The sequence below is a fragment of the Bacillus carboniphilus genome, assembly GCF_020524035.2.
GTDB lineage: Bacteria > Bacillota > Bacilli > Bacillales > JAIVKR01 > Bacillus_CC.
Window position 1 is genome coordinate 1,134,692 of the sequence record NZ_CP129013.1, and the last position, 24,201, is coordinate 1,158,892.

A 24,201-nucleotide genomic window follows, 5' to 3' on the forward strand; every position below is an offset into this window, starting at 1 on the left:
CCCTATCTTTTCACTCACTTATTGAAGAAAAATCTATCTGTTTAATAAAATTTTGTGTGTAATATTTCTCATGAACACCTACCCCAAGATGAGTGTATTCATCGTTTAATAACGTTTCTCGATGACTGCTACTATTCATCCACCCCTCTACCGCTGCTAAGCCATCAACGTAATGAGCAGCAATGTTTTCTCCTGCAATTTGAAAAGGAATCTTTGAAACAGTTAACCGATCAAGTAAAGAGCCACTATTCGGAGATTGATGCGCAAAGAAATTATGGTCGGACATATCTTTAGAATGTCGATCAGCCATTTCAGACACTTCTAAATCCCACAATAATTCCATCTTATTATGTCTCGCTCTAATTACATTCGTAACATCAAATATTTGCTTCTTTAATCCTTCTTGAATATAGGGCCAATCATCTTGTTCCACTTTATGTTCTGGAAGCAATGTGCCACGATATGTTAGGTTGTAAGGTTTATGTTTTATTAAAGTTGGGCCATCTAACACCCTTATACTAGATACTCTCTTCGTATTGCTATCAATATATAACTGTACAAATGTGTCTTCTATAGATAATAAGGGTCTAACTTTTAGATCCTCATCCGATAATGAAAATTGATAACGACTCCCTTCCTCTTCTAATTCAACCGTATCAGATACTGTTTGATTCTTTTCTATTTCTTCAATCAAACTATTTGGTTTTAAAGGTGAGATATTTAGAGTAGGACCTATTGCAAATAGAGTGACGACCTTTTGATCACGCACACCTACTTGAAAATAATTCTCTTCATCCTGTGGATATATCCACCACTCGTACCCATACATTGAAGGGTCGATCCTCAAAGGATCACCATATTGTTCTATTACTTGGTTGCTAGTTTGTCCAATTAAGGTTAGTAAACTTTCCTGCCCTATTTCTATTTTATTTTCCATTTGCTTATTCTCTTCACCTTCAGATAATGGAACGTTTTCTATTGGAGGCTTTTCTGTTTCAAACTGGGTAGGAAAATCAAAGAAAGACATGGCAAGGAAGAGAGTGACAGCCAACAGTAAAGGAACAAAAACATTTTTAATTATGACCTTCATTTTCATCCTCCTAGTAGAATATTTATAGATATTATCCATTGATCTTATATAAAAATGGAAAGTCAAAAGTTCTCCTGAATTTTTCAAATCAATTCCGCATACTAGTCGTATTTTATGTAATTACAAGTGATTCCCTAATGATAAAACATATTTATTTTTATCATTATTATAGTTTTCATTTCAGGCTTTTATACTTCCCTCCTTGACTATAATTGCAACTGCATACTATTATTAAGAAGGAACTACCATTAGGAGATTGTTTAGGGGGATCTATATGAAATTTGAACACTCAAAGGTCGAGGGCTTAACAATTGAACTTGATAAAATGAATTACATATGTGAAGAGCTCGGATTAGTTCAAGCAGGACAATGGGATTACGAAAGAATTACGTATGATCGTAAGTTAGAATACAAAGGTGATGTTTTTTATTTACGTGTTAGAGGTTATGCTGTTGAAGGTGATATAGGTGGTAAATTTGCTACCATTAAAATATTAACACCTCTCTTAGGTAAGCATTACTATCCTCATGGAGTAGAATATGGCGAGGGGAGAACATTTCCCTGAGCCCATTATATCAACTTCTGAAAGTATATTAAAAAGACTAGAAGAGTCTATTCAAAAAGTAAATGGCTAAAGAAAGATAGACACCCATATAAGAAAGGCGCAAGCGCCCGTTTAGCAACGAAGGGGCTTGAGTACTCCGTATGAGATAAAGGAAACACGAAAAGCCGCAGGCTTCGATGTTGACTTATCATAAGGAGGAGGGCGAAAACTTACGAGTTGCTGGGCGCTGGAGCTAGACAACGATGAAAGCACTTTCTTATAAAGGACAAAGTTTATACATTCTTATCTTTTAAGAAAAGTGCAAGCGCCCGTCTAGCGACGCAGGTGCAAAGGAACGTTAACGTTAGTCACGCCCTGTGACTAACGTTGACGCTAGAACCTCCTGTTCATCGCCGCATGAGATAAAGGAAACACGAAATGCCGCAGGCTTCGATGTTGACTTATCGTAGAGAAATGGAACATCATCTAAAGGCGCCCACGTCCTGTGGGCAACGATGATGCTAGCACGTCGTGTGCTTCGAAAGCATCACCAGTCGCTGGGCGCTGGAGCTAGACAAAAATAAAAGCACCATCCAAATAAGGACCTGTTTATATACTTTCTTACTCTGCAAATAAGGACCTGTTTATATACTTTCTTACTCTGTAATAGAAGCCTGCACATGAAAAAAATACATGATCAATTGTAAAAAGAATGAACTTAGGTTCATTCTTTTTTAGTTATGATAGCATTCCTAACGGCAAAATGATTGTTTTTTATATCCCTTTCATAATATAATTTAATAAGGATAATGTTCTTATAAGAGGTCAGATTACAAAACACTATTTGTCATATAAAAAAAATAGAGAAAGGGGGCTTCTCTTGACTGCATTTTTTAAGAGAAAGCCTGTAATCATTACGGTTGTTATTATCTTATTGGCGATCTTCACATACTTTATTCTTCCTATCTCAATACCTTTAATTCTAGCTTTATTAACAGCACTACTACTTGAACCAACCATTCAAATGTTACGATCAAAATTTAACATTAAACGTAACATCTCTGTAATGATTACTTTCATTACTTTTTTACTTTTTATAAGTGTAGTTACTTTCTTTATTACAACTAAAGTGGTTGGTGAAACAGTAGAATTTATGGACGATGTACCAGTCTATGTATATGAATTAACGATCGTTTGGAATGATATCGAAAAAGCCTTCTCAAACACTGCGCAGGACTTACCTGAAGAAGTAGTAGATTCTATTACAGAAGAAATGAGTAACTTTGTTAATAACAGTGTCAGAACGATTAGTAGTTCAGTGAATATAGATAATGCAAAAGCAATATTTACAAACATTCCTAATTACTTAGTGAATCTTCTTGTTTACCTTATTGCATTATTCCTCGTCATGCTGGATCTTCCTAGGATAAAGCTGAAGTTTTATAGTTTTTTTACAGAAACAACTACAGAAAAGGTGAATTTTTTATTTAAGAGAATTAAAAATGTCGTTTTTGGTTTTATAAAAGCACAATTTTTAGTCAGTTTAGTTATATTCTTGGCGTCATTTATTGGACTTCTATTCATTACTCCTGAAATAGCCCTAGTGATGTCACTTCTAATATGGATCATTGATTTAATTCCCCTCATTGGCTCTATTATTGTCTTGGGCCCTTGGACAATATTTGCCTTTATATTAGGAGACGCTGTAATGGGAACAAAGCTTGCAATATTAGCTGCCGTCCTTTTAATTATAAGGAGGACACTTGAACCTAAAGTGATGGGAAGCAATATAGGCTTATCACCATTAAGTACGTTAATATCCATGTTTTTAGGATTAAAATTATTCGGCTTTTTAGGTTTTTTCATCGGTCCTTTTATTCTTATCATTTATAATTCCTCTAGAGAAGCAGGCATTATTAAGTTTAACTTTAAAATTTAATAGGAAAAAAGCTAGGAGGGGATATTTTCCTCATAGCTTTTTTTATTTTTACAGTTCAAGAATATTTAGAAAAAGTCATAAAAGAATGAACAGTTTCGAGGTATTAGTTTATCTAGACTATCAACTGCCTTCTTGTCACCAGTGATCATCCCTATTTCATGTAACTGTTTTGCCGTCTTGTATCCTAGTAGTAAAGCCGTTAAAGGGCCAATTTCAATTGTGATTCCTCTTTTAGGAAAGCAACTTTGATTTTCTTTCAAAGGGTAAAAAGTGTTAACACCATCTTTAATAGCCAATGTACCTTCATTCCATTTAGCAAACGGGTCTTTAATGTGAATAAAGAAAGGTTCATCTAATGTATGAAATGTATATTGACTAAAAAAAGAGGCAACATCCACTATTCTTCCCATAAAATAAGGTTCGACCTCGGTCTTCACTTTCGGGTTTGCAATCATAAAAGGAAAGTGATCGTGTGGATTCATGCGTAGTTTAACCTTTGTGACCATTGAATCATGCTGACAAACAAAATTCCATATGCCTATTTTTGCATCTGATGTTAGAGAGACAAATTCCTCTACCTGTAATTCTTTATTTTCAATTTTGTAGAGGATATACCCTAATAATTCTCCTTGTTTATTAAAATATCCAACCATATTTAAATCAGATATGACTGAATCTTTCCACCAATCGTCGTTACGAACAAGCATACCATTAAATGTTGATGCATATTGTTCATAAACTCTCTTTATTTCCTCTAGATGTTCAATCGTTACCCTTTTGATAGACCCTACATCATGATGAGTAATTAGATGAAGATCTTGTACAGGTATCTCGATCATTTGAAATTCCGAAAAAAGTTCCCAGCCAAATCTTCGATAAAATGAAACTTGAAATGGATGTAAAAAACTAATTGGAATATTTCGTTCCTTTAACATACACAGTGATTCTTGAATTAATTGTTTAACTTTTTTCTTTCTTCTCTGCTCAGGCCAGGTCGCTACTCCTGCGACTCCACCCATTTTCCATTTCTCACCCTTAAAAAAGACTTCAAAATTGATCATATGTAATTTAGCAATTAATTGATCTCCCTCAAAATCGCCAATAATGGTTTGACGCTTAAGTTTTTCAATAATTTTTTCTTTTCTCTCATCAGAGAGTTTATATTGAAAGGCATACTCTGATAAAGCAATAGCATCTTCTATATTTTGTTCTTGAAGAATTTTAATCAAAACCTTCTCTCCTTTCTTTTTAAAATGAATGACACAAATTTTGCTTATTATAACACAAATCAATTCTGAGTCTGGGTAAAATACATAAAAAAACGGCTAACTTTTAAAGTTAACCCTTAATACCCTAATATTGCACGGATAACAGATGTTGTCTCCCCACCTCTATAAAAAATAGAGAAGTAGATATACGGCCACACCAGTTGAGGCTGTAAAAAACCATATAATACTTGTAACAGGCCCAATTTTTTTATGTTTCTTATAGTTTTCTTTATATCCTAAATAAAGAGTCACTAATCCAAATACGGCTCCTGTTGTTGCTAAAACAATATGAAAAATTAAAAATATCGTATAATACGTCTTTATATCGTCAGGACCCCCCAAAAGATGTGTTCCCTATAAATATAGTCCTAGATAAATATACGATAAAGAATGTTGTCGCAAAAATAGCAGCCCAGAACATCGTTTTCTTATGGGCTTCAATTTTTCTTTTTCTTATCAGAAACCAGCCAATAGCTACAAGAATTGCACTAATAACAATACAAGTAGTACTAATCGTTGGCAAAAGGGGTAATGACATTATATTCATCCTCTCTCTACCTTCTAAGATTAAAATTGTTCGGCATCTTCTAGTGTATCAATTTTTTGCTCTTTTCTTGCCCATTCAAAGAAAACATACCCTAAAATAGAACCATATATGATTTCTTGTACAATTTTCATAATGACTCCACCTGTTCGCTGATCATCAAGAGGAGACATTGTTGAAAATAATTCAGGACCAGACAAGGTTAAGTTATTTAGAGTGTCAGTCGGTACGCATAAGCTTAAAGCCTCAACCCAAGTCGCGGAGCTTGTATACACATCATAAAGTGGTGCACTAGAAAATATAATTAATGCGCAAGCTGGTGTTAATAGCATACCATCGGCAAAGATGTAACCGATCTTTTTTAAACCATGTAATTGCTTTTCTTCATCCACTCTATTTAATAAAGGCCACCACATGAATAATGAAGAAATAAATATAACAATCGTTATCATAGCATGTAATGCTTGATTCGTATTTAAAAAATCAAATAGCATTGGAATGTGGTAAAACGAAAACAAGAGATTGAACATAATTAACGCAATCAAAGGTTTCGTACCATAATGAAACAACTGTTTAACAAAAGGTAGGTTGATAACAGATTTCCATAGCCAAACAGGTATCCCGAAAATCAACAACGGTGGTACCATTAAATAAAGAATCGACATCGAAATCATATGAGCTGTTAATGTAATATGTCCTAGTAAATCGACTGGACTACCTTTTGAAATATAGAGCATGACCATAGCTAATATGAACAATAGTTTTTGTTTTAACGGAACAGGTGTTGAATTTTTGAAGTCTTTACGCCACGGTCCAATAATTAAAAAATACAAAATAGTTAAAGCCACAGTAAAACCTAAATATTCTGGACTCCAAAGGGCTCGTGGTCCAAAAATCTCAATATTTTGAAACATTCTATCAACTCCTTATGAGCTCTTTCACATTATACCGTTTCCTTTTAAAAAACTCCAATGAACGTTCTTTGACAATTAAGAAAAGCGAAACCGACCGTTTAGCGACGCAGGATGAGGAACGTCAACTAAGTACAGTCACGTCCTGTGACTAACATTGACGTTAGCACCTCCTGTGCATCGCCGCATGAGATTAAAAAGGGGACACACCTAAAGTGTGACCCCTTATTTTTTATTCAAATTGTTCTTACCACCATATAATTGTCACAAATGCCAATACCGTCACTAAAGCTACAACAACACCTGAATATAAAAAGATAGCTGGCGCCTCATGACCTTTATGACTCATATGCATAAAGTAGTATAACTGAAAAATAACTTGTATAACAGCAAGTAAGATTAGAAAAGGAACGATAAACCACTCGCCTATCCCTTCATACCCAGCGGCTAAAAATGCAACCAATGTTAAGAAAATCATAAGCCCAAAAGTGATAATTTGATGTTTCATTTCTTCTGCACTTTTTTTACGTCGATATTCTAGGTCCACTTTTGGGTTACCAGTACTGTTTTGTTCGACCATCTGCTATCCCACCATCCCCATTAAATATACGACCGTAAAGATGAATACCCATACGACGTCGATAAAATGCCAATAAAGACTTGCTACATAAAACTTAGGAGCATTATATAGGTTTAATCCACGTTTAGAATTACGAACCATTAATGTAACAATCCAAAGTAAACCAAAAGTTACATGACCACCATGCGTACCAACAAGAGTGTAAAAGGCTGAACCAAGTGCACTTGTTGTGATCGTAAAGTCATCATGATGAATATACTCATAAAACTCATAGATTTCTAATCCTAAGAAAGCAGCTCCTAATAAAACCGTAATTCCAAGCCATAATTGCATTTTCTTAAAGTTAAAGTTCTTCATATGATACATCGCAAACACACTCGTCAAACTACTCGTTAAAAGGAGCATCGTTGCAATAAACACGACAGGTAAAGAAAACAGTTCCTGAGTTGTTGGTCCACCTGCATTTTGATTACGAAGTGCTAAAAAGGTAGCAAACAAGGAAGCAAACAACACCGTTTCTCCACCTAAAAATAGCCAGAACCCTATAAACTTATTTTTCCCTTCGAGGGTAGCCTTTTCAGGTTGAGAAGGAAATGTTTCAGCTGTCCATTTTTCTTCAGCTTGCATTATACTTCGCCCCCTTTTTCTTCTGAGCTATTTTCTAAATCCTCTTTATGAATATGATATCCATGATCATCGATAATTGATCTAAAGAACATTGCACCTAAAGTGATGAGTAAACCTAGTATAATAACGGGTAGACCCCAACTATAGTCACTACGATATAAGAATCCAAAGGATGCTACAAACAAGCCAAATGACATGATAAAAGGTAAGATCGAATTATTCGGCATGTGAATATCACCTAGTGGTTCAGCAGATGTTAATCCTTTTTTTCCATCCATCTTCTCAACCCATAAAGCATCTAAACCACGTACGAGTGGCGTTTGCTTAAAGTTATAGAACGGCGCTGGGTTAGAAATTGCCCACTCTAAAGTACGACCGTCAACCCAAGGATCTTGAGGGGTCGGCTTGCCTTTAATAGCTGTATACACAACGTTATATAAAAGAACAATTGTTCCTGCAGCCATAAAGAAGGCACCAATCGAACTGATCATATTTCCTGTGTTTAGCCCTTGACCATCTAAGAATGTAAATACACGTCTTGGCATCCCCATTAACCCTAAGAAATGTTGAATAAAGAACGTCATATGAAAACCAATGAAGAAGAGAACAAATGTAATTTTTCCTAACGTTTCATTCAACATTCTACCAAACATGAGTGGCCACCAATAGTGAGCACCAGCAAATAGAGCCATTACAACTCCACCGATGATAACGTAATGGAAATGTGCAACTACGAAGTAACTATCATGATATTGATAGTCAGCTGAAGCACTTGCTAACATAACCCCTGTAACTCCCCCCATAACAAATGAAGGGATAAAAAAGACAGACCAAAGCATTGGAGTCGTAAACTTAATACTTCCACCCCAAATGGTAAATAGCCAGTTGAAAATTTTGATACCTGTTGGCACGGCAATTGCCATTGTCGCTACTGCAAAGATAGCATTAGCTACAGGTCCTAAACCAGTTGTGAACATATGATGTGCCCAAACCATAAATCCTAAAAATCCGATTAAAACCGTTGCGAATACCATTGAAGCATATCCAAACAGTCTTTTTCGAGAAAATACAGGAATAATTTCCGAGAAAATACCAAACGCAGGCAATACTAAAATATATACTTCTGGATGCCCAAAAATCCAAAATAAATGTTCGAATATTATTGTATTTCCTCCAAGTGTTGGATCGAAAAATGCCGTTCCAAATAAACGATCAAACATTAACAAAGCCAAACCAACCGTTAATGCTGGGAAAGCAAATAAAATAAGTGCTGAGGCAACAAATGTTGTCCAAGTGAACAATGGCATTCTCATAAAAGTCATACCAGGTGCTCTCATGTTAATAATCGTAACTAAAAAGTTTATTCCAGCAATAAGTGTACCTATTCCTGAAACTTGCAAGCCAAGCAAATAAAAATCAACCCCATGGGAAGATGACTCAAGAGCTAATGATGCATATGAAGTCCACCCTGCATCAGGAGCACCTCCTAAAAACCAACTAAGATTCAAGAAGATTCCTCCGAAGAAGAATAGCCAAAACCCTAATGAATTTAAAAATGGAAATGCAACATCACGAGCACCTATTTGGATTGGTACCACAGCATTCATAAATGCAAAAAGTAGTGGCATTGCGGCTAAAAATATCATGGTCGTGCCATGCATTGTCATTAATTGATTATACAAACCTGCACTAACGAAGTCATTATTAGGCTCCATTAATTGAATCCGGATTAGCATCGCTTCTAATCCACCAATGAGGAAAAAGATCCCTCCTGCTACCAAGTAGAGGATGGCAATTTTTTTATGATCGACAGTCGTTAAATAATCCCAAACCGTCGCTCCAAATCCTTTTTTTTGAGTTAACGTACTCACAGTGCTACCTCCCTTTTAATGCAATTATTCATTCTCAACGGATAAACTTTGTAAATAAGCCGTTAAAGCATCTATTTCTTTTTCATCAAGGTCTTGATAAGTTCCTGTCATTAAGTTTCCAGGTTTTATTTCACCTGGGTCTTCTAACCAAGTTTTAATATTTTCTACATTATTTTCCCTAACACCTGCTACCATTTCACGGTCTGCGAAATTAGATAAGTTAGGACCTGTACTTGATTGCTCCGGAGAAATAGCGTGACAACCAATACAGCCTTTATCAGTAAATAACTCCTCACCCTGCTTTGCAAGATCAGTTGTAGCACTTGCTTCGTAGTTCTGCATGTTTGAAGCCCAAGCATCAAATTCATCGCGAGAAACAGCTTTAACTTTAAAATCCATTAATGCATGAGACGGACCACAAAGCTCTGCACATTTTCCATAAAAAATTTCTCCCGCTTCTTCAGCTTTTTGTTGATCGAACTCAAGCCAGAACTGATTTTCGTTTTCAGTATTGGTATCCATCTTTCCTCCTGCAGATGGAATCCAAAACGAATGCTTTACGTCCGTAGAAATCAGGTTAAAGTAAACTTTCTCGTCTGTCGGTACGTATAAATCTTGACTTGTAATAACTCCATATCCTGGGTATTCGAATTCCCACCAATAAAGATTGGCTGTTACATTAACAACTAGCGGATCTTTCCCGCCATTTTCTGAATCAGCAAGTGCTTCTTCCATCGGTGTAACATCAGCGAATTTGAATACATAGGAAACAACTGGTACAGCAAGGACAAGTAAAAGTAAAATAGGAATAACAGTCCAAATTATTTCTAACTTATGGCTTCCTTCTACTTGTTTAGGAATACTTTTGTCCCCTTCACGTCTTCTAAATTTCAATACAACGTAAATGAATATGATTGTCACCACTACGACTACAAAACTCATCATTAAGGTACTTAAGACCATAAGTGAGTATTGATCACTTGCGACTTCTCCCGCAGGACGAAGTGTAGACAAAAATGGCTCCCCACAGCCAGCTAGGAACAGTGCCAGCATTGCAAAGAGTGCAAGTGGACGTCCTTTTGTTAGCCACTTTTTCATAGTTCAATCAAACCCCTCTTTCGATATATTCATTCTCTTAAGCAAGAACGATAAAATAATTCTTATTTGTCGAGGAAGACCCTCAATTTATTTAAACTCTTTTATAGATGCTGTTTGAAAAGTCATAAGGTAAACCAATATTGAGACTTTCCCCACGAGCTTCCATGAAGGAGTTTTTCCTAATTCCAATTAGCAGTAAAGATTACCATTGCTACAAAAAGTATAGTTAAATAATTTAATGAATAAACAAACATTCTTTGTGACCACTTAATATCATCTTTTGTTTTGAAACCAGATAGTGCAAGAACAATCCAGCCTATATTAAGGATCGTTGCCAAAACAATAAATCCAGTGCCTAAACTAAATAAGTAAAATGGTAAAGGCAATAAACAAATGACCCATATAGTCATCATTCTTTTCGTAACAGCAAAACCATATACAACAGGTAGCATAGGAATGCCAGCTGCCCTGTATTCTTCAACCCGCTTCATAGCGAGTGCTAAGAAATGCGGAGGCTGCCAAAAAAACATAATTAAAAATAATACCCAAGCAACCGTACTTAAATCTGGGTCAATAGCCGCCCACCCAATGAGAGGAGGGATGGCGCCTGGAATACTCCCAACAATGGTATTAGTAGCGTATCGCCGTTTTGTCCACATCGTATAAACAAAAACATAAGAAAAAACGCCTACTATTCCAATAAGAGTTGCTGTTGGTGTGGTAAACATGAGTGAGACGATACCTAAAAGTATAAAAGCAATTCCTAGAGTAAGAACTTGAAAATTATTTACTTGTCCGGTCACAGTAGGACGATTCTTTGTTCGTTCCATCAATTGATCGATATCGCGATCATAATAATTATTGATTGCACATGATCCAGCCATAATTAACGCTGAACCAACTAATGTATAAAAAACTATATGGAGATTAGATAAAAAACTAAGACCCGAAAAATACATCGCAAGCCATATTCCTGTAAAGGTAGTAATTAAATTAGAATTAACGATTCCTATTTTAATCAAAGCCGTAAATGCTTGAACTAAACTTTTCGTTGATTTTTTTGATTGTTCTAACTGTTGGGGAATTGTTATTTCACTCCCTCCCCTAATTTGAGCCATAATTTTTGATCCCCCTTTTCTCTTAAAACCGACTACTTTCATTTAAAAGTGATCGTTTCAATAACATTTCTCACATATTTTAATCTAATACTTATCATACTAGAAGTTTTAAATGAAAAAAATCCTTCATTGTTATTAAATCATAATTTGACAAGCTTTTGTGAAGTTTTTATGAATAAATGTTGTCCGATTTGTGAAGTTGGTATATTTTTCATTATGGAGTAATAAGTCCGTACGACTATACTTCGATTATTTCAAGGTTTGAGACCTTATCACAATTCATTCACGAATTGTTCTCACCTATCTATTTCTAGCAAAATTTGAAACAAATATCAACTATTAAAGTGAATTTTCGTATGATTGATTTCATATCTTCTCTTCATTTAACATTTAAGTTTTGAAGTTCATACTTTATTCATTGAGTTTTCCCTGAAGTTTATGTAATATCAAGACGTGTACTGTAAGAAGGGCTCTATAAATCCTTCCTCTAATGTTATACTATAACTTTAACCCGCACATATCGCTAAAGAAGGTGAACTTAATTTGAATAGAGCAGTTAAATGGTTAGCCGTTATAACAACCGTTGTCATGTTAATGGTCTTACTTGGGGGCGCCCTTGTCACAAAAACCGACTCCGGAATGGGTTGCGGAAGATCATGGCCTCTTTGTCATGGCGAATGGATTCCTAGTAATATTTCGATTGAATTGATTATAGAATTAGCCCATAGAGTAGTCAGTGGGGTCGCAGGAATTTTAGTGTTAGCACTATCGATTACTTGCTGGTTCACTATCGGGCATATTAGGGAAACCAAGTTTTTATCCATTCTCTCATCGTTCTTTTTAATATTGCAAGCATTAATTGGAGCAGCCGCTGTGGTTTGGCAGCAATCAGACGCGATTTTAGCTCTTCATTTTGGAATATCTTTAATCTCTTTTGCTTCTGTTGTTCTATTAACTTTATTAATTTTTGAAGTAGATAAGAAATTTGATGCCACAAAGCTGAAGTTAAAGCCATTGATGAAGTTCCATATAATTGGAATTACCATCTATAGTTATCTCGTTATCTATACCGGTGCATACGTCCGTCATAAAGAAGCAAGCTTAGCGTGTCCCAATTGGCCATTGTGTAGTGATAGGGCCAATGGTATGCCTGTCTCAAGTCATGAATGGGTACAAATGGGGCATAGACTTGCTGCTGGATTAATCTTTATATGGATTTTAATCGCAACTTTTGATGCGATTAAAAACTACAAGAATCAACGTGTGATTTATTGGGGGTGGATTCTTGCTTTTTCTCTAGTATTTTTACAAGTATTAACTGGAGCACTGATAATTTTTACGGGCCTAAATTTGTTTATCGCACTTTTTCATGCTTTCTTTATCTCATGTCTATTTGGTCTCTTGTCCTACTTCATTCTACTTGTCAGCAGACAAAAGAAAGCGTAAAAAAACTGTCCCCCTTTTTAAGGAAGGACAGTTTTTTTTATATCTTCATCTTTATTAATAAATCCCCTGTTTGAATTGATTCGCCGTTCTCAATAAAGATATCTTCAATTTCTCCGGTATACGGGGCTTGAACAGTAGTTTCCATTTTCATAGACTCTGTTATGATTAAATGATCTCCTTTGGCTACCTTATCTCCTTTACTAACGAGAAGTTTAACAACCGTTCCTGGCATTGATGCACCAATATGCTGTTTATTACTAGGATCTGCCTTCGCCTTTGAGACAACAGTAGATTTTACATTCTCATCTTTGATGAGCACTTCCCTAGGCTGACCATTTAATTCGAAATAAAATACTCTATTTCCATCTGGTTGAGGTTCTCCAATAGAAACAAGTTTAACAATTAGTGTTTTTCCTTTTTCGATTTCTACTTCGATCTCTTCACCTAATCTCATACCGTAGAAAAAGGTGGCAGTATCTAAAACCGAAACATTACCAAATTGATTGAATGTTTTAATGTAATCTTTAAACACTTTCGGATAAAGAGCAAAAGAGAGGAGCTCATGGTCAGTTACAGGTCTTTTAAGCATGTCGTACAATTCATTCTTTAACAACGTGAAATCTACATCAGGCAATAATTCGCCTGGTCTGACTGTAATTTGTTCTCTTCCTTTAAGGATTACCTTTTGTAGTTTTTCTGGAAATCCTCCGTGTACTTGTCCTAAATAACCTGAGAACAGTTCAATAACTGAGTCTGGGAAGTCTAAATATTCTCCTCTTTCAAAGATATTCTCCTCATCTAAATTATTTTGGACCATAAATAAAGCCATATCTCCAACTACTTTAGAAGAAGGGGTCACTTTTACAATATCTCCAAACAGATCATTCACACGACGATACATCTCTTTCACTTCATTCCAGCGATCACCAAGCCCAACCCCTTTTGCTTGTTGTTGAAGGTTACTATATTGTCCCCCTGGCATTTCATGCATATAAACTTCCGTATGTGGAGATTTCATCCCACTTTCAAAGTCTTGGTAATACTCTCGTACAACTCCCCAATAATGGGATAGTTGTTCAACCGCCTCGATATCTATATTAGGTTGTCTATCTAAGCCCTTCAAGGCATAATACAATGAATTCATACTTGGTTGTGATGTCAATCCTGACATTGTACTATTAGCGACATCCAATATATCTACTCCTGCTTCAATCGCTTTTGCATAAGTAAAAATTCCATTTCCACTTGTGTCATGAGTATGAAGATGAATAGGAATATTTACAGTTTCCTTTAAGGCTGAAATCAAATCGTAAGCTGCTTGAGGCTTTAATAAACCTGCCATGTCTTTTATCGCTAATATATGTGCACCAGAGCTCTCTAATTCTTTTGCTAACGATGTATAGTAGTGTAAATCGTATTTTCGTCTAGACGGATCTAATATATCTCCTGTATAACATAAAGCAGCCTCTGCCACCTTACCAGAGTTTCTGACGGCATCAATAGCAAGGGTCATCCCTTTAACCCAATTCAAACTATCAAAAATTCTAAAAACATCGATCCCAGCTTGAGCAGATTTTTCAACAAACTCGTTAATAACATTATCAGGATAGTTTTTATAACCAACTGCATTCGATGCCCTCAATAGCATTTGAAGCAAAACGTTTGGCATTTGATTACGTATTGTTAATAGGCGTTCCCAAGGGTCTTCCTTGAGAAAACGGTAGGCTACGTCATAAGTCGCTCCTCCCCACATCTCAACAGAAAAAAGGTTTGGAAGGAGTTTTGCTGTTGGTTCAGCAATACGAGTTAAATCAGTTGTCCTCACTCTAGTGGCAAGTAATGATTGATGAGCATCTCTAAAGGTCGTATCCGTTAAGAGAACTTCATCTCTATTGTTAATCCAATCAACAAGACCAGATACACCTTGCTTATCTAAAATCGATTTTGTCCCCAGTGGAAATTCATCACTTTGCACTCTTGGAATGGGTGGTTTTTCAAAAATAGGTTTACTTTTCTTCCCTATACCAGGAAATCCGTTAATAGTGACATTCCCTATATAGGAAAGCATTTTAGTTCCTCGATCCTTCGGCTGAGGAAAAATAAATAATTCCGGTGTGGCATCAATAAAAGTTGTATCGTAATTTCCTGATAAAAACTTCTCATGCTTAACGACATTTTTTAAAAAAGGAATATTTGTTTTAATTCCTCTAATTCTAAATTCTCTTAAGTTTCGCGACATTTTAGCCGCTGCCTGTTCAAACGTTAACGCCCAAGTAGAAACCTTTACTAGTAAAGAATCGTAATGTGGAGTAATAACTGCTCCTTGAAAGCTATTTCCTGTATCTAAACGAACACCAAATCCACCACTGGAACGGTACGCTAAAATCTTACCTGTATCAGGCATAAAATTATTTAAAGGATCCTCTGTCGTTACACGTGACTGTATAGCATAACCTCTCGTATAAATCTCTTCTTGTTTTGGAATTCCAACCACGTCACTATGAAGCGAGAAACCAGAAGCAATAAGAAGTTGAGTTTGAACAATATCAATCCCTGTAATCATTTCCGTTATCGTATGCTCAACCTGGACTCTTGGATTGACTTCAATAAAATAAAATTCGTTATTTGCAACTAAAAATTCTACAGTTCCCGCATTTATATAGTTTACATTTCTCATTAACGTTACGGCAGCTTCGTTTATTTCATCTCTTAACGTTTGTGAAATGGACACACTAGGAGCAATCTCTACCACTTTTTGATGCCTGCGTTGAACAGAACAATCTCTTTCATATAAATGAACAATCTGTCCCTCATGATCGCCAATAATTTGAACTTCTATGTGCTTCGGTTTTTCAATAAGTTTTTCTACATATACTTGATCATTTCCGAATGCTGCTTTAGCTTCCGATTTTGCCCGATCGTATGAATCAACTAAACTATTATGATCCTTTACAATTCTCATTCCACGGCCACCACCGCCTAAAGCGGCTTTAATAATAAAAGGATACCCATAGTTATTTGCAAATTCTTTAACCTCTTCAATATTTGATACGGGACCTTCACTACCTGGAATCACAGGAATTCCCGCCTTCTCAGCTTGGTAACGAGCACTTACTTTATCTCCAAACATTTCTAAATGTTCTGAAGTGGGTCCAATAAAAATGATCCCTTCTTCTTCACAGCGTTTAGCAAAGGTGATATTTTCAGATAAGAAGCCATACCCAGGATGAATAGCATCAACATTATTTTGCTTTGCAATCTCAATAATTCCTTCAATATCCAGATAGGCATCTATTGGTTTTTTCCCTTCCCCTACCAAGTAAGCTTCATCCGCTTTATAACGGTGATACGATCCTGTGTCTTCTTTTGAGTAAATAGCAACTGTTCGTAAATTTAATTCATTACAAGCTCGAAAAACTCGAATCGCTATTTCTCCTCTATTAGCGACAAGTACTTTTCTAATTTTATTTTTCCTCATCGTATTCCTCCATAAAAAAATTAGTATAACCTATTTCACATTAGTATAACATTATCATTGTGCTAATTTGCATCTTTTGTTGAATTATGTGAAAAAGCTTCTTTATAATTGACAAACATCGAGATATTTACAAGTAAGCCCATTGAGAGAAGAAGTGTTAGTAAAGAAGATCCACCATAACTTATGAATGGAAATGTGACACCCGTAATAGGAATTAACCCTGTTAATCCCCCAAGATTTATAGAAGCTTGTATCGCCAACATACTAGAAATTCCAACAGCTAAAAGCGTACCAAAAGGATCTTTACACCTTTTCGCAACATTAAATCCTTTAAAAATTATCATTCCTAATAAACCAATCACAATCATAATACCAATAATCCCTAATTCTTCAGCGACAATAGCCATAATAAAGTCTGTATGGGCTTCAGGTAAATAACCATACTTTTGCATTCCTTCACCTAAACCTAATCCTGTTAATTCCCCATTATTAATCGCAATGTATGAGTTTACTAGTTGATAGCCACTCCCTTGCTCATCAGCAAAGGGATCAGTGAAAGAAGTGAATCTAGCCATCCTTGTATCTGTAAAAATATCATCATGATTCCACAAGATTACAGGACTAAGGATCATAAATGTAAAAAGAGCTAATACAGAAAGTTTAAACATACTTTTCCCATTCATACCTGAGCAGAAAACAATACAAATAGCGATAAAAGCAATAATAGAAGCCGTTCCAATATCCGGCTGTAGTATGATGAGTATACAAATAATACATGTAAAGATAATGGGCGGTAATAAGCCTTTTCCGACCTTATTTATGTAAGAGTGTTTCTTTTCATAAACGGCCGCTAAATAAATTATAATGCCCAGTTTGATAAACTCTGAGGGCTGAAGTTGGAAATTTCCAATTTCAATCCAGCTTTGTGCATTATTTTTAGCTTCCCCAAAGGCTAATACGGCAATCAACATAATAATGGAACCAAAGAAAATCAGTTGCTGAATTTTACTACTTAACCATAAACGGTAAGGTAACAAAGCAAACACGAAAAAAACGAATAAACCAATTAATAAAAAAATTATCTGCCTTTGAAAGAAAAAACTCGGTGTAAGGTCATACTTTGTAACAGCGGTTACCATACTAGAGCTATAAATCATCACCACTCCAAAACCACATAAAGCAAGAACCGAAACTATTAACAAAAAATCATATGATTTCACTATTTTCTTCATCATTTCAATCTTCCTTACTCAACCTTTTTGTTTTATTGTACTATAAGGAGAGATTATAAATCTATCTAGCTATGAAAGGTTGTCCAAAAACTCTTCTATAACTTTTATTAGAGGTTGTTTAAAAAGTCATTGGCTCCTTAGAAACCTAAAATATATTTTACCAAAAAAATAATGAGATGAAAAGTTATCGTCAGAATATTAAGTATTTATTAAATATTAGTGGTCCATTCAAAAATGTTCATTCCTAGTGATAACAGTATAAAAAAACCCAAACTAGTTTATCAGTTTGAGTTAGTTCTGTTTATTTTCTTGTAAATGCCTCATGTAGCGAAGATAATTCTTGTTCTAATGACGAGATAATTGACTTTCCTTCCTCTTCTGCAATTAACCCTAGTCTTACAGCAAAGTCAATCTCTCTAGATAAACCAAACATTTGGGTATCAAGAACTTCCTCATATAAAGGACATTGAGGCATTGTTAGATTATCCATCTGTACCTGTATTAACTTCATTATTTTATCTGCATCTGCTCTTAACAGAGCATAAGCTTTTTCACGGTGATTGATTGCAATATCTGAAGTCAAAAGAATCCCTCCGTTCCCCCGGGCGATTACCTAACCTATCTCTTAATATTAAATGCAAAAATCAAAAAATGCAAGATAGATCATTAAAAAATACTAAGTTTATAATTGGCAGACAGGCGTTCTAACAAGCCAATTCCTGCAATACTGTTCCCTTTGTCGTCTAAAGCTGGTCCAAATATTCCAATCCCACATAGTTCAGGGACAACAGCTAAAATCCCTCCTGATACACCACTTTTGGCGGGAACTCCTACTTTAATAGCAAATTCACCCGAGGCATTATACATTCCACATGTAACCATAAAGGTTTTACATAATTGAGCAATTTTCTCTGGGATCACTCGTTTATTTGTTGAAGGGTGCAATCCATTATTAGCAAAAACAGAAGCCGTCTTCGCCAATTCTATACTGTGCATTTTTATGGAGCATTGCTTCGTATACACTTCTATTAAATGATCTACACTCCCCTTTATTATGTCATGCTCTTTCATAAAATAACACAGAGATCGGTTTAGCCAAGCAGTGTTATATTCTGATTGAGCAACGATTGTGTCATAAGTAATCGAATCTGAATCGGCTAATTCTTTTATAAAGTTTAAAAGTCTTGTAAATTGCTCATCTTTATCAGAACCTTTAATCATATTAGTCACCGCTAATGCACCTGCGTTTATCATCGGGTTTAATGGTTTAGACGGGTTATTTGTCTCTAATTTTACAATTGAATTAAAAGGATCTCCTGTCGGTTCCATTCCTACATGCTCAAAAACATACTCTTCTCCATGATCCATTAATACAAGCGCTAAAGATAAAACCTTCGAAATACTTTGCAACGTGAAGCTATGCTCAACATCTCCTGCTGATACACAAGTTTTATCTAAATAGTATATTGAAGCACACAAATGCTCTTTATTCTCATTTGCTAAAGCAGGAATGTAATCCGCTAATTTTCCTTTAGTTGTCAAAGACTTTACTTGATTAATAATCCTTTGTAGTTGTTCGTCCTTTTTACAATGCATTTTCTTCACCTTTCTTTATGTCAAAGGGAATGTGAAATAACATTAACACCACATCAATACCAAGAATATTGCAAATGATTGATATCATTATCTTTACCCATCTATGATGAAAAGTGACAAAGTTTTTGTTAACCTTTATACTTTTATAGGGGAGGGGTAAATATGTCAGATATTATTCAAATTAAAGGAAGCGTACAGTTTGAAATCACTCTTGATCCTAGCACATGGATTTTTGATGATCGAAAGGTCGATTTATCCACTTGCTTTCAAGATCAAAATAATTTAGACGAGATCCAATTTGAAACCGAATTGTACCGACCACCTACTGCAAAATCAGAACAAAAATTTCAAAAAGAAAAAATATTAACTGGCTCCTTTGCGATTCCGCTCGCACCTTTTTTAAAAAATAGCGAACCTAAATCAAGCGCAACTTTCGTTTCATTTCAAACAAATGATGAAAAAATAACTATACCTATTCACGATGCTGAAAAGATATTACTAGCCTTCAGTAAGGATGGAAAACCATTGAAGGATGATGGACCTGTCCATGTATACTATAAGGATGGTTCAAACCAACACTCACCTATAAAAAGGGTTGATGGGATCATTATTTCTTGAATATAAGAAAAGCGTAAGCGCCCGTTTAGCGACGCAGGTGAAAAGGTACGTCAACTAAGTACAGTCACGACGCGCAAACTAACGGTGACGCTAGGACTTCCTGTGCATCGCCGCATGAGATAAAGGAAACACGAAAACCAGAAAGTAGATGATCTACTAACTACCGCCACGTCCTGTGGTAACGTAGATCCACTTCCCTCCTGGAGGCGTCTCCGTTGACTTATCGTAAAGGTAATGGAACATTATCTAAAAACGCCCAAGTCATGTGGGCAACGATGATGCTAGCACGTCGTGTGCTTTGAAAGCAACACAAGACGCTGGGCAATGGAGCTAGACAACGGTGAAAACACCTTTTATAAAGGACAAAGTTTATACATTCTTCTTTTTTAAGAAAAGGGACATCTTAAAGTCTTTTTACGACTAAGATGCCCCTTTTTTATAATATATCGGCTGCCAGCTGCGCTAAATTTGAACGTTCACCCTTAATTAGCCTCACATGTCCAGAAACTTTTTGCTCTTTAAACCTTTCAACAATATAGGTTAATCCATTATTATAAGCATCCAAATATGGATGATCAATTTGTTCTGGATCTCCCATTAAGACAATTTTACTTCTTTCCCCTACTCTTGTTAATATGGTTTTAACCTCATGCTTCGTTAAGTTTTGCGCTTCATCTATAATAATAAAATGGTCTGGAATACTTCTACCACGAATATACGTAAGAGCTTCAACTTCAATAGAACCCATACCAGCTAGGATCGCATCAAGCTCACCTGGCTTTTTCGTATTAAATAAATATTCTAGGTTATCATAGATTGGCTGCATCCAAGGCCTCAATTTTTCTTCCTTTTCTCCTGGAAGGTAACCTATATCTTTTCCCATCGGTACAATAGGTCTTGCCACAACAAGTTTATTAAACTGTTGCAAATCCTCCGTCTGCATTAATCCTGCTGCTAACGCTAGCAATGTTTTTCCTGTACCTGCTTTTCCAATTAAAGTGACAAGAGGTATGTCATTTCGAAGGAGAAGCTCTAAAGCCATAGTTTGCTGGACATTTCGCGAGCGTATTCCCCAAACATGCTCTTGATTGAAAATTAATTTTTGAATATTTTCCCCTTTATCATCAACAATTCCAAGAGCAGAAGATGAACTCCCTAATACATCCTTCATAACGATAAATTGTCTAGGAAAAAAAGTTTGCTGACTAATTTCTGAAATTTTTATATAGTTTTTTTCATAGAAGGATGTAAGTTGCTCTGTAGTTATGTAATACTCGGAGAAGCCCGTATAAATTTGATTAGAATCGACTACACGATCACTTAAAAAATCTTCTGTTAACACCCCAATGGCATCCGCTTTCACTCTTACTAAAGTGTCTTTACTTACTAAAATAACGGGCTTGCCTCGATCTTTTCCATTCTCCTCATCCGTTAAATTTTTTGCAACAGCTAATATTCGATTATCATTAGTTTTTTCAATAAAGATTTCTTGTAAGTCATGGAAGGAGCGGTGATTTAATTCTATGCGTATCGTTCCCCCATTAGGAAGTGGAATTTTCTCATGTAATCTCCCTTTATTTCTTAATTCATCTATTAACTTTGAGATATATCGAGCATTTTTCCCTATTTCATCCATGTATCTTTTTTTTGAGTCCACCTCTTCTAAAACAACAGCCGGGATCACAACATCATTGTCCTCAAAAGAAAAAATCGATTTTGGATCTTGTAAAAGTACGTTTGTATCTAAAACGTAAACTTTGCTCAATCTTCCGCCTCCTATACATTGTTTTAGGAAGTTAAGTCGTATTCAAAAAATCGGGAATAACTTACTCCTGCAAGTACTTGAGCAATATCCATTTACCTATATATATGAATTTTTGAATAAAGATAGAAGGTTGTTAAGACAATAAGTATAAATCAACTATACACTTATAGTGCATGTTCAAAAAGTAAGGAAAAAAGGACGCTGAATCAAAAAGCTAAAGTCCTTTGCTCACACTAGGGCGAGCATAACGTGAAGGTGTTCTTTACCTTTTCAAAGTATTTGACTATTTCAGAAGATCTACTAAGTACAGTCACGTCCTGTAACTAACGATGATGCTAGGCCATCCACGCCATCGTAGGACTTTTTGAACAAACTCTTAAAGACCTCGCAGTATGACTATTACAAATTAAGCTTGTAAAGGAGAAAAAAATGACAATCAGCCATAAAATTTGTATCGCATGTATGTTACTTTTAGTGAGCTGTTCAAATCAACAAGCGGAGTCAAATGGTAAAGAGAATAAAATCAATGTAAGAAACACAGCTGTGGAAAAAACGGAACAAAAAACAGGTCAGGATATAGCGAAACATTTAGTATCTTTAGCAAATGATAATCCTGATGTAAATGATGCTACTGCTATCGTAATTGGGAATTTTGCAGTAGTAGGAATCGATGTTAATTCAAAGATAGATCGAAGTAAAGTTGAAACCATAAAATATACTGTGGCGGAAACATTAAAAAAAGATCCTTACGGCGCTAATTCTGTTATCATCGCAGACCCAGATACAAATGAGAGGTTGCGTGCAATGGGAAAAGAAATTGCAAACGGTCGCCCTATAGCAGGAATTCTGGATGAACTTGCCGCGATCACCGGTAGGATCATCCCAGACGTCCCAAAAGAACAAATAACTCCAGATAAAAAATTAGCACCTGATGCAGAAAAAGACCAACTTGATAACCAGGAAGAACAGAACATTGATGAAATTCAAAACAAGCAATCAAACGATTACCTAAAAGATCAATAAAACATAAAATGGTGTTCAAGATAGCAAGTACAAAGTAAGGGAAATTAATAAGCCAGCTAAATACAAAAACATCAATCATTATTGAAAACCATTTCTATATTAAAATCATTTACATCTTTTCATTGCCTCGATAACAGCTTGGTCAAGTTTTTCAGCAGCCTGTTTATCATATGTTTTTTCATAAGCAGGCTTAGCTGAAATTTTAGACCCATAAAACATCACATCATGAACTTCGTTTATCTTTAACTCAAAAAGTACTAGTTTTAAAGGAACTCCAGCAAGCCTTTCTTCTTTCATGTTGGCAAATCCATTAATGGAGTAAGTCGTTCCATTTGTAATTACATTTATAACTACTGCTGGATGTTTTTTTTATGTTTTCTACAATGCGAGAACTTTCATCAACTGTAAAATAAACTCGTTGACGATCAGGAGCATATACCCAAGAGATGACACTGACTGACGGGACAGATGTTTCGTGATCAATCGTTGCAACGTGAACAAAATGTTCTTTTTGAAGACTTTCAAATAATGGATCAATCATAGAAGTTTCAATCCTATTTGCCATTTTCACACCTCCATTTCCAGTGTATAATTCTATCATAACGATTTTTCACAAATTGGTCCATTCATAATTATGAAATTTTTGGTTCCCTTTAGAATAAAACAATAGAAGTGCATGTTCAAAAAGCAGGGAAAGAGGATGCTGAATAGAAAAGCTGAAACCCTGTAGGTCCATCCTTAACGAAGATGCTAGGCAATCCATTCCAACGTAGGACTTTTTGAACAACCTCTAGAAAGGAATTTTGAAATGAAAGTAAAATGTGTACTATGTGAAGTAATAGAAACAATTGATGATGATACATTAATCGCAAAAAGACTAAGGAATCGTCCAATCCATACTTATTTATGTAGCAATTGCTATAACCGTATAGAAGAAAAAACGCTCAAAAGAAAACAAACGCATCCCTTATCAAAAGAGGAATCAGACTATACACAATGAAAAAGGTGTATTATTATGGTGCTATCTCAGGGTTAGTTTCTGGTATTTTAATGGGGATGTTCCTTAAAGTGTTGGAAGAGAAAACGGGTGAAAAAGTTTATACCCTTTTATTAAATATTGATTTTATTTATGAAAACCCTCTTCCTGAACTAGTTGAGTTTTCACTCCATTTATTAGTGGCTATTGGTATTGGTGTTTTATTACAAATAATTGTGTCAATGACAGATAAGAGTTCTTTTAATTCAATCCTCATATACTCTTTTCTTTTAACAGCGCCTACCATTATTTTATTTTTCCCTTTAACAACCATCGCCAATAAGCCAACCCCAGAAATGAGCGATGTATTGGCCCTTTCCTTATGGACCGTTGGTCATATCATTTTTGCTTTTATTTTAGGATTATTGCTACATTGCCTCTATAAGAGGAATCAACCATGATTTTCATGCTTCATGG

19 protein-coding genes and 3 pseudogenes are annotated in these 24,201 nt (G+C 35.4%); 7 read left to right on the forward strand and 15 right to left on the reverse strand.

Annotated features, from left to right (window positions below; translation table 11 throughout):
• Positions 1–10: 10 nt before the first annotated feature.
• Complete coding sequence (locus LC087_RS05750) at positions 11–1,090, reverse strand: CAP domain-containing protein (RefSeq protein ID WP_306020306.1); 1,080 nt, start codon at positions 1,088–1,090, stop codon at positions 11–13.
• A gap of 274 nt (positions 1,091–1,364) precedes the next feature.
• Between LC087_RS05750 and LC087_RS05755 the strand changes: the two are divergent.
• Both LC087_RS05755 and ytvI read left to right on the forward strand, forming a co-directional pair.
• Positions 1,365–1,725 (forward strand): annotated as a pseudogene (locus LC087_RS05755) (YugN family protein).
• A gap of 789 nt (positions 1,726–2,514) precedes the next feature.
• A complete protein-coding gene (gene ytvI / locus LC087_RS05760; protein ID WP_226538457.1) occupies positions 2,515–3,573 on the forward strand; it encodes a sporulation integral membrane protein YtvI in 1,059 nt (352 codons plus the stop codon).
• Between the two features lie 65 nt (positions 3,574–3,638).
• Here the strand turns inward: ytvI and LC087_RS05765 are convergent, their stop codons facing one another.
• From LC087_RS05765 to cyoE, 8 genes and pseudogenes are all read right to left on the reverse strand, one after another.
• Positions 3,639–4,802, reverse strand: coding sequence for a GNAT family N-acetyltransferase (locus LC087_RS05765; protein ID WP_226538458.1), 1,164 nt, complete (start codon positions 4,800–4,802; stop codon positions 3,639–3,641).
• Between the two features lie 116 nt (positions 4,803–4,918).
• Positions 4,919–5,379 (reverse strand): annotated as a pseudogene (locus tag LC087_RS05770) (DUF420 domain-containing protein).
• A 29-nt stretch (positions 5,380–5,408) separates the two neighbouring features.
• Complete coding sequence (gene ctaG, locus LC087_RS05775) at positions 5,409–6,299, reverse strand: cytochrome c oxidase assembly factor CtaG (protein WP_226538460.1); 891 nt, start codon at positions 6,297–6,299, stop codon at positions 5,409–5,411.
• A gap of 244 nt (positions 6,300–6,543) precedes the next feature.
• On the reverse strand, positions 6,544–6,876 hold the full coding sequence (gene ctaF, locus LC087_RS05780; RefSeq protein ID WP_226538461.1) for a cytochrome c oxidase subunit IVB: 333 nt from the start codon (positions 6,874–6,876) through the stop codon (positions 6,544–6,546).
• 3 nt (positions 6,877–6,879) lie between these two features.
• Entirely contained in the window at positions 6,880–7,503 is a 624-nt protein-coding gene (ctaE, locus tag LC087_RS05785) for a cytochrome c oxidase subunit III (protein ID WP_226538462.1), read from the reverse strand.
• Positions 7,503–9,374 carry a cytochrome c oxidase subunit I gene (gene ctaD / locus LC087_RS05790; RefSeq protein WP_226538463.1) on the reverse strand — a complete coding sequence of 624 codons (1,872 nt, stop codon included), beginning with the start codon at positions 9,372–9,374 and terminating at the stop codon, positions 7,503–7,505. Before ctaD ends, ctaE begins: the two co-directional genes overlap by 1 nt.
• 24 nt (positions 9,375–9,398) lie before the next feature.
• The gene (gene coxB / locus LC087_RS05795) at positions 9,399–10,472 is read right to left on the reverse strand and encodes a cytochrome c oxidase subunit II (RefSeq protein ID WP_226538464.1); all 1,074 of its coding nucleotides are present in this window, start codon (positions 10,470–10,472) and stop codon (positions 9,399–9,401) included.
• A 179-nt stretch (positions 10,473–10,651) separates the two neighbouring features.
• The gene (gene cyoE / locus LC087_RS05800) at positions 10,652–11,590 is read right to left on the reverse strand and encodes a heme o synthase (RefSeq protein WP_226538465.1); all 939 of its coding nucleotides are present in this window, start codon (positions 11,588–11,590) and stop codon (positions 10,652–10,654) included.
• A 543-nt stretch (positions 11,591–12,133) separates the two neighbouring features.
• On the opposite strand from cyoE, the gene LC087_RS05805 reads away from it, so the two are divergent.
• Positions 12,134–13,036 (forward strand): COX15/CtaA family protein, encoded by a 903-nt coding sequence (locus tag LC087_RS05805; RefSeq protein WP_226538466.1) that lies wholly within the window; start codon positions 12,134–12,136, stop codon positions 13,034–13,036.
• A gap of 37 nt (positions 13,037–13,073) precedes the next feature.
• Here LC087_RS05805 and pyc read toward each other — a convergent pair whose 3' ends face one another.
• The 4 genes from pyc to glsA all read right to left on the reverse strand — a co-directional run bounded on the left by pyc (position 13,074) and on the right by glsA (position 19,342).
• A complete protein-coding gene (gene pyc / locus LC087_RS05810; RefSeq protein ID WP_226538467.1) occupies positions 13,074–16,514 on the reverse strand; it encodes a pyruvate carboxylase in 3,441 nt (1,146 codons plus the stop codon).
• 62 nt (positions 16,515–16,576) lie between these two features.
• Positions 16,577–17,749: a putative lipid II flippase FtsW gene (ftsW, locus tag LC087_RS05815; protein WP_226538468.1), complete on the reverse strand. Its 1,173-nt coding sequence runs from the start codon at positions 17,747–17,749 to the stop codon at positions 16,577–16,579.
• Between the two features lie 298 nt (positions 17,750–18,047).
• A complete protein-coding gene (locus LC087_RS05820) occupies positions 18,048–18,329 on the reverse strand; it encodes an Fpa/YlaN family protein (RefSeq protein WP_226538469.1) in 282 nt (93 codons plus the stop codon).
• An 83-nt stretch (positions 18,330–18,412) separates the two neighbouring features.
• Complete coding sequence (glsA, locus tag LC087_RS05825) at positions 18,413–19,342, reverse strand: glutaminase A (protein WP_226538470.1); 930 nt, start codon at positions 19,340–19,342, stop codon at positions 18,413–18,415.
• Between the two features lie 162 nt (positions 19,343–19,504).
• Between glsA and LC087_RS05830 the strand changes: the two genes are divergently transcribed.
• Positions 19,505–19,960 (forward strand): peptidyl-prolyl cis-trans isomerase, encoded by a 456-nt coding sequence (locus LC087_RS05830; protein WP_226538471.1) that lies wholly within the window; start codon positions 19,505–19,507, stop codon positions 19,958–19,960.
• Positions 19,961–20,396: 436 nt separating this feature from the next.
• Here LC087_RS05830 and LC087_RS05835 read toward each other — a convergent pair whose 3' ends face one another.
• Complete coding sequence (locus LC087_RS05835) at positions 20,397–21,725, reverse strand: PhoH family protein (RefSeq protein WP_226538472.1); 1,329 nt, start codon at positions 21,723–21,725, stop codon at positions 20,397–20,399.
• 429 nt (positions 21,726–22,154) lie between these two features.
• On the opposite strand from LC087_RS05835, the gene LC087_RS05840 reads away from it, so the two are divergent.
• Positions 22,155–22,748 (forward strand): YhcN/YlaJ family sporulation lipoprotein, encoded by a 594-nt coding sequence (locus tag LC087_RS05840; protein ID WP_226538473.1) that lies wholly within the window; start codon positions 22,155–22,157, stop codon positions 22,746–22,748.
• A 105-nt stretch (positions 22,749–22,853) separates the two neighbouring features.
• On the opposite strand, the pseudogene LC087_RS05845 reads toward LC087_RS05840, so the two are convergent.
• Positions 22,854–23,313: pseudogene (locus tag LC087_RS05845) on the reverse strand (pyridoxamine 5'-phosphate oxidase family protein).
• Positions 23,314–23,556: 243 nt separating this feature from the next.
• Between LC087_RS05845 and LC087_RS05850 the strand changes: the two are divergent.
• Together LC087_RS05850 and LC087_RS05855 are read left to right on the forward strand one after the other, a co-directional pair.
• On the forward strand, positions 23,557–23,748 hold the full coding sequence (locus tag LC087_RS05850; protein ID WP_226538475.1) for a YlaI family protein: 192 nt from the start codon (positions 23,557–23,559) through the stop codon (positions 23,746–23,748).
• Positions 23,745–24,185, forward strand: a complete 441-nt coding sequence (locus tag LC087_RS05855) for an SCO4225 family membrane protein (protein WP_226538476.1) — start codon at positions 23,745–23,747, stop codon at positions 24,183–24,185. Before LC087_RS05850 ends, LC087_RS05855 begins: the two co-directional genes overlap by 4 nt.
• Positions 24,186–24,201 lie beyond the last annotated feature (16 nt).

What these genes read in the sequence shown, in the direction of transcription:
- LC087_RS05750 (WP_306020306.1), bottom strand. Translation starts at nt 1,090, where the DNA reads ATGAAGGTCATAATTAAAAATGTTTTTGTTCCTTTACTGTTGGCTGTC.
- ctaG (WP_226538460.1), bottom strand. Translation starts at nt 6,299, where the DNA reads ATGTTTCAAAATATTGAGATTTTTGGACCACGAGCCCTTTGGAGTCCA.
- ctaF (WP_226538461.1), bottom strand. Translation starts at nt 6,876, where the DNA reads ATGGTCGAACAAAACAGTACTGGTAACCCAAAAGTGGACCTAGAATAT.
- ctaE (WP_226538462.1), bottom strand. Translation starts at nt 7,503, where the DNA reads ATGCAAGCTGAAGAAAAATGGACAGCTGAAACATTTCCTTCTCAACCT.
- coxB (WP_226538464.1), bottom strand. Translation starts at nt 10,472, where the DNA reads ATGAAAAAGTGGCTAACAAAAGGACGTCCACTTGCACTCTTTGCAATG.
- cyoE (WP_226538465.1), bottom strand. Translation starts at nt 11,590, where the DNA reads ATGGCTCAAATTAGGGGAGGGAGTGAAATAACAATTCCCCAACAGTTA.
- pyc (WP_226538467.1), bottom strand. Translation starts at nt 16,514, where the DNA reads ATGAGGAAAAATAAAATTAGAAAAGTACTTGTCGCTAATAGAGGAGAA.
- ftsW (WP_226538468.1), bottom strand. Translation starts at nt 17,749, where the DNA reads ATGATGAAGAAAATAGTGAAATCATATGATTTTTTGTTAATAGTTTCG.
- glsA (WP_226538470.1), bottom strand. Translation starts at nt 19,342, where the DNA reads ATGCATTGTAAAAAGGACGAACAACTACAAAGGATTATTAATCAAGTA.
- LC087_RS05830 (WP_226538471.1), top strand. Translation starts at nt 19,505, where the DNA reads ATGTCAGATATTATTCAAATTAAAGGAAGCGTACAGTTTGAAATCACT.
- LC087_RS05840 (WP_226538473.1), top strand. Translation starts at nt 22,155, where the DNA reads ATGACAATCAGCCATAAAATTTGTATCGCATGTATGTTACTTTTAGTG.
- LC087_RS05850 (WP_226538475.1), top strand. Translation starts at nt 23,557, where the DNA reads ATGAAAGTAAAATGTGTACTATGTGAAGTAATAGAAACAATTGATGAT.
- LC087_RS05855 (WP_226538476.1), top strand. Translation starts at nt 23,745, where the DNA reads ATGAAAAAGGTGTATTATTATGGTGCTATCTCAGGGTTAGTTTCTGGT.